This window comes from Winslowiella iniecta, assembly GCF_001267535.1.
In the GTDB taxonomy this organism is placed as follows: Bacteria; Pseudomonadota; Gammaproteobacteria; order Enterobacterales; family Enterobacteriaceae; genus Erwinia; species Erwinia iniecta.
In genome coordinates this window covers 61,129-66,823 of the sequence record NZ_JRXE01000031.1, presented here as the reverse complement: position 1 = coordinate 66,823, position 5,695 = coordinate 61,129, and the positions used below count along the sequence as shown (strand labels likewise).

The window sequence follows — 5,695 nt, the reverse complement described above, 5'->3', positions numbered from 1 at the left end:
CTCAGGGTATTGTTTTCGGTTAGTGTTGTGCTGCTGGAGCTAACAATACGAGAGGAACGTTTTCACAGATAGCGGAAAGAATTTACCAACTTGTTGAGTTTTTTTTGACAGGTTTTGTCGCTAAAACTACATTAAAGTCAGTGAGATATTTCGTTAAGAATCTTTCAACAACTTGTCAAAAATTATGCCTTATCTTTCCCTCGAGGCAGTCGTTAATGTTATGTCCATCAAACACAACAGCACACACAAAATTTGAGGAAAACATCATGAGCACATTTAAAACACAAGACGGCACACAGATTTACTATAAAGACTGGGGCAAAGGTAAACCGGTGCTGTTCAGCCACGGCTGGCCGCTGGATGCGGATATGTGGGACAGCCAGTTAAACTTCCTCGCCGAGCGCGGCTACCGGGTTATCGCCTTTGACCGTCGCGGCTTTGGCCGTTCCGATCAGCCGTGGGAAGGTTACAACTACGACACCTTCGCTGACGATATTAACGACCTGATTACCCACCTCGATTTGCGCGACATCACGCTGGTCGGCTTCTCAATGGGCGGTGGTGATGTGACCCGCTACATTGGCCGCTACGGCAGCGAGCGTGTGACTTCGCTGGTACTGTTAGGTGCGGTAACACCGATATTTGGTAAAACCGACGATCATCCTGAAGGGGTGGAAAAATCAGTCTTTGATGGCATCAAACAGGGACTGCGTGAAGATCGTGCTCAGTTTATCAAAGACTTTGCTACGCCATTTTATGGGACTAATCAGGGCATGACCGTCTCTGACGGCGTACTGACGCAGACGCTGAATATTGCGCTGCTGGCGTCGCTCAAAGGCACCATTGATTGTGTAACGGCATTTTCGGAAACAGATTTCCGCGCTGATATCGCAAAAGTTGATGTGCCGACGCTGGTGATCCACGGCAGCAACGACCAGATTGTGCCATTTGAAGCCACCGGTAAGCTGGCAGCGGAAATGATCCCCGGCTCACAGCTGAAAGTGTATGACAATGCACCGCACGGTTTCGCTGTGACTCATCAGCAACAGCTGAATGACGATCTGCTGGCGTTTTTGCAGAGTCTTTAAAATTAATTTTTATCATCAGGCCCCCATTATCTGGGCCTGTTATTTTCTGCAATGCTTATACAAATTTGCCTGCACCGCATCTCACTTAACTGACACCACACTCATCTTCACCCGCTGCGCGCGGGAAGTCGCCAACACGCCAGACCACATACAATAATCACTGTCATTAGTGCTATATGTGCTGAAGCCCAGGCTGAAGGTGATAGCACCGCCACAGGCTGGGACGAGTGGAGTAGCATCGCCAGCATGACCGCACCAATAGTGGCACCAGTATGTGTAAGAATCCGCGTTAGTGAGCTGGCATGCGCCACCTGTTGTTTTGCTAATCCATGATATGCCGATGACATCGGCATAATAGTTAATATGCCAATACCTGCACCGCGAAATAACATCCCTGACATTAGCAGATACGTGTCATCAATGATTTGCGGAAGAGATAATATAACCGAGCCAAGCAGCGCCAAAAATATTGCCATGCATGCAGTCTGGCGATCGCCCCATTTAGCGGAGATAACAGACAGTTTATGCCGTGCAATTAGCGTTCCGACACCATGCATGGCCAGTAAGATGCCAGCCCAGGATGCCGTATAGTTGCCAGCCTGTATTAAATAGAGAGGATACAGAAGGATCCCGCCGTAATACACCACGCTGGCAAGAAATAGCAGCAAGCAGGATAAGCGGAAATTCGCCACTGCGAATAATGTCAGGTCGACCAGGGCGCTTTCTCTGCGGCGATAAGCGTGCCGTGCAAAAGTGACCATTAACAGCACTCCCGCCACAGTAAATATGATTGTGGTATGACTTACGCCATCGCCTAAACCTGACAAGCCATAAATTGCCAGAACCAGTCCGGGGCATAAAAGAACAAAACCCGTCAGATCAAATTGCAGCGAAGGTTGCCTTTCAATAGCCGGAATAACCCTGCCAGCCAGCACAATGGCCGCAAAACAGATTGGCACATGCAACCAGAAGAGTACGCGCCAGTCAGTGAAAGAGAGCGCCAGCCCCCCTATCAGTGGCCCGAAAATCGGAGCCAGCACCGAGGGTATCGACATCGCCGCCAGCGCGGCACGTGCCTTTTGTTGCCCAATAACAATAACCACGATGGTCTGCATTGTTGGCAACAGCAATCCTGTTGCTGCCCCCTGTATAATGCGTGAAAAAATCAGCAACTCCACGCTTCGGGCCAGCGCAGACATCGCGGCACCGATCAAAAACATCCACAGACATAAAAGCCACAGCTGCTTAGCGCCGATACGTTGCGCCAGCCATGTCGACAGCGGAACTGTACTGGCTGCGGCCAGGGTGTAAGCTGTGACAATCCACTGCATCATTGAAAGCGGCGCATGCAGCTGTTCACCAATGCTATGTAGTGCAACATTAACCAGGGTGGTATCCAGCAAGGGGAGGATCGCGCCGACAATAAGAACATTAACGATGGCACGATCTGATGCCGATAACGGGTTATGAGCAGCATTGGCAGAATGACTCATAGACTTTCCCCCCTGGTGGCTTCACTGCTATGACTCAGTCCATTTTGTGGTGCAAACTCCAGACACATCGTCGCTGGCCCCCGAACATACAGCCCCTCTTCCTGCAACGAATATCCTTCAGCCAGTCGCAGATTTTCCAGCCTGTCCAACAGTAAGTTGGCCGTCAGCTCTATCTGCATGAGCGAAAAAGCAGTGCCCACGCAGGCATGCGCTCCGGTACCAAACGCCAGATGATTCATTATTTTTCCCGAGTCCGGGAGATTCTTCGCTTGCTGCCGCCGATCGAGAATAAAGCGACTGGGATCCTTAAACACCGACGGATCGCGGTTTGCCGCGCCAGTCATGCAAAATATTAGCGTGTCTTTAGGCAATTCTATGCCAGCAAGGGTGAGATCTTTGCTGGCCTGACGCGGGATAAGCTGCACTGGAGAGGTCAGACGTAATGTTTCGCCGATGGCGGCGTTGAGCAGTGTTCTGTCGCTGCGCACTTTCTCAATACAGTGTGGATTGTGCAGCAGATGATAAAACAGGCTGGCAAGAGCTTTATCAGCGGGTTCTGTCGCCGCCAGCAGCACATTAATGACCAGAGCCACGATTTCGCTGGTCGTCATTTTTTCGCCATTATTCTCCGCACGACATAGCATCGAAATAAGGCTGCCATCCGCATGAAAACTGGCATCTTCAATAATGGGGGTGAGGTAGCCAATAAGATTCTGGCTGCATCGCAAACTGTGTTTTCTTTCTTCCTCGCTCAGTTTCAGACTGGTGATAAAGTGGGTGATACCGCGATGCCAGATAGCGACCTCCTGATGTCTGTCAACAGGCAGCCCCAGCATGTTGAGAGAAACCAGCACACTATACGATCTGCCAAAATCTTTAATCAGATCAATCCTTCCGCATGCCATATGCGCTTCAAGCAGCTGCAAGGTAATGGTTTCAATAATGGCTGCGTATTTTTCGCGGAACAGTTTACCGCTCAGGCCAGATAAAACCGCGCGCCTCTTAGAATGATGCTCCTTACCCTCCATTTGTGCCAGAACACGCCCGCCAGTTACCGGCTCAGCACGCTTTGCCAGGGGTTCCGTGGTGAAATCAGAAGACTGCAAAATATGGCTAACATCTTCATAATGGCCGAAAAAGTACGCATTAAATTCGCTGTCCCTGAAAACTTGATTGTTTGCATGTAATCTTTCAAATGCCGGATAAGGGTTGCAGTGAAAATCTTGTGCCATCACATCAAACTCGACAATATTGCGCATAAATTTCATCCCTTATAATTAAGCCTCAATATTTAACTGTGCAAATTTATAAACTATGCAGATTAACTCTCAACGCAAGACACCACGCCATGCCCCTGACGTTTATCAACACGCAGAGCAAATTCACCTGCAAATAATGCGTCACCAATAGGCCATAAGCGGTGATAGGCCATTACCGAACTATTAATTTGCATAATCTCAGGGGAATTAAGATAAAATGGCATTTCAGCAAATATGTAAGGAATGGCGAGATTCACTTTATCGAGGAAGGCATCGGTTTTGTCTCTACTTCCACTGCGCCCACGAATGGCCTGTGCTGACATATTGATACAGGCAGACCTGAACTTATCACATGACTCATAACAATTTTGCGTGGCTAATTTTAAATGCTGATATTTGGGATGTTGTTCGTAATCTGAAAATTGAAGAGTTTTGCAATGCGTTGCAAGATCACCAATTTTATCAATAGCTTGCATTACAGATCGTCGATGACGACTTAACTCTTGCCGCGTTTTTCTCATCGCCTTTCCCGCTGGCTGGCCGGTGGCAAGAAGTAACTTCACGGTGTTTTCTTCATCAGGTAATAATACATCGACTTGCGCGAAATTCTTATGCCCCCATACCAGTAATGCCTCCACATAATCTGGCGAAAACCTGGAGTTGAACGGGCTGATACCCACTAATAAATGTTCTCGTAATTTAATTAACCCAGAGCATTGTCTGGAGTGCCCTTTAATAGTGAAATCTGTCACAGCTTGTTTTTTTACATCAACCGGAATTTCCGGCGAGTTTAATCTTAGACCATTGCATTGCATCAAATATCTCCGTCAGGAAAGAAATATAACATCCTGTTATATTTTGCATGCTTATTAATAGCAGCAAAGAAACGAGGGTTTCCGTTTCTTACTCAAGCAATATATTAAATTAATGAATCATTATCAATGATAGCCATAGATTTAGTTGATGTTTAACGCGTGTATTTTCCGCATTTAAATTCTCAATTAATTATATTAAAAGAAATTAAATCTGTATTAAATTAACGGCCCGTTAAAAAAGCCCCTTATCAAGGGGCTTTTTTCTTTCTGGTGTGCCGCGTTACAGCACGCCCTGCGCCAGCATCGCATCAGCGACTTTGACAAAGCCGGCAATGTTCGCGCCATGCACGTAATGAGTCTGCTTACCTTCCCCACCGTGCTCAACACAAGCGTGATGAATATCCAGCATAATATGTTGCAGACGGATATCCACTTTCTCCGCTTTCCAGCTGATTCGTGCCGCGTTCTGCGCCATCTCCAGTCCGGATGTCGCGACACCACCGGCATTTGCCGCCTTGCCCGGAGCAAACAGCACGCCCGCATCCAGAAACGCATCGGTTGCCTGAATGGTGGTTGGCATATTGGCCCCTTCCGCTACGGCTTTAACCCCGTTAGCGATCAGCTGGCGCGCGGCAGGCAGGTCCAGCTCATTCTGCGTGGCACAAGGCAATGCGATATCAACCGGTACGCTCCACGGCTGCTGCCCCGCCAGATAGACCAGCTGGCGTTCGCGGGCATAATCTTCAATGCTACCGTAACGCTGGTTTTTAATTTCAGCCAGATGTGCCAATTTTTCCGTGGTAAAGCCTTCTTCATCGACGACTGTGCCGCGTGAGTCCGAAGCGGTAACCACTCTGGCACCCATTTCCATGGCTTTTTCGATGGCAAATTGTGCCACATTGCCGGAGCCGGAAACGGCGACTTTACTGCCTTCAAAACCTAACCCGTGGCGTTTTAACATCGCATCAGTGAAATAAACCAGGCCGTAGCCGGTCGCTTCCGGACGTATCAGACTGCCGCCAAACGACAGGCCTTTCCCG

Annotated in this window: 5 protein-coding genes; 1 reads left to right on the top strand and 4 read right to left on the bottom strand. The window is 48.6% G+C overall.

The window, feature by feature from the left end; genetic code table 11:
* Nucleotides 1-266: 266 nt before the first annotated feature.
* Nucleotides 267-1,088: an alpha/beta fold hydrolase gene (locus tag NG42_RS18820; protein WP_052902070.1), complete on the top strand. Its 822-nt coding sequence runs from the start codon at nt 267-269 to the stop codon at nt 1,086-1,088.
* A gap of 107 nt (nt 1,089-1,195) precedes the next feature.
* On the opposite strand, the gene NG42_RS18815 is transcribed toward NG42_RS18820, so the two are convergent.
* The 4 genes from NG42_RS18815 to NG42_RS23655 all read right to left on the bottom strand — a co-directional run.
* Nucleotides 1,196-2,581, bottom strand: coding sequence for a DHA2 family efflux MFS transporter permease subunit (locus tag NG42_RS18815; RefSeq protein ID WP_052902069.1), 1,386 nt, complete (start codon nt 2,579-2,581; stop codon nt 1,196-1,198).
* Nucleotides 2,578-3,840 carry a cytochrome P450, cyclodipeptide synthase-associated gene (locus NG42_RS18810; protein ID WP_052902068.1) on the bottom strand — a complete coding sequence of 421 codons (1,263 nt, stop codon included), beginning with the start codon at nt 3,838-3,840 and terminating at the stop codon, nt 2,578-2,580. Before NG42_RS18810 ends, NG42_RS18815 begins: the two co-directional genes overlap by 4 nt.
* A 62-nt stretch (nt 3,841-3,902) precedes the next feature.
* Nucleotides 3,903-4,655 (bottom strand): tRNA-dependent cyclodipeptide synthase, encoded by a 753-nt coding sequence (locus NG42_RS18805; RefSeq protein WP_053115935.1) that lies wholly within the window; start codon nt 4,653-4,655, stop codon nt 3,903-3,905.
* Nucleotides 4,656-4,935: 280 nt separating this feature from the next.
* Nucleotides 4,936-5,695 (bottom strand): dehydrogenase family protein (locus NG42_RS23655; RefSeq protein WP_052902084.1); only part of this gene is annotated, 760 nt, incomplete at its 5' end.

Coding starts and splice junctions, on each gene's coding strand:
- NG42_RS18820 (WP_052902070.1), top strand. CDS start 267: ATGAGCACATTTAAAACACAAGACGGCACACAGATTTACTATAAAGAC.
- NG42_RS18815 (WP_052902069.1), bottom strand. CDS start 2,581: ATGAGTCATTCTGCCAATGCTGCTCATAACCCGTTATCGGCATCAGAT.
- NG42_RS18810 (WP_052902068.1), bottom strand. CDS start 3,840: ATGCGCAATATTGTCGAGTTTGATGTGATGGCACAAGATTTTCACTGC.
- NG42_RS18805 (WP_053115935.1), bottom strand. CDS start 4,655: ATGCAATGCAATGGTCTAAGATTAAACTCGCCGGAAATTCCGGTTGAT.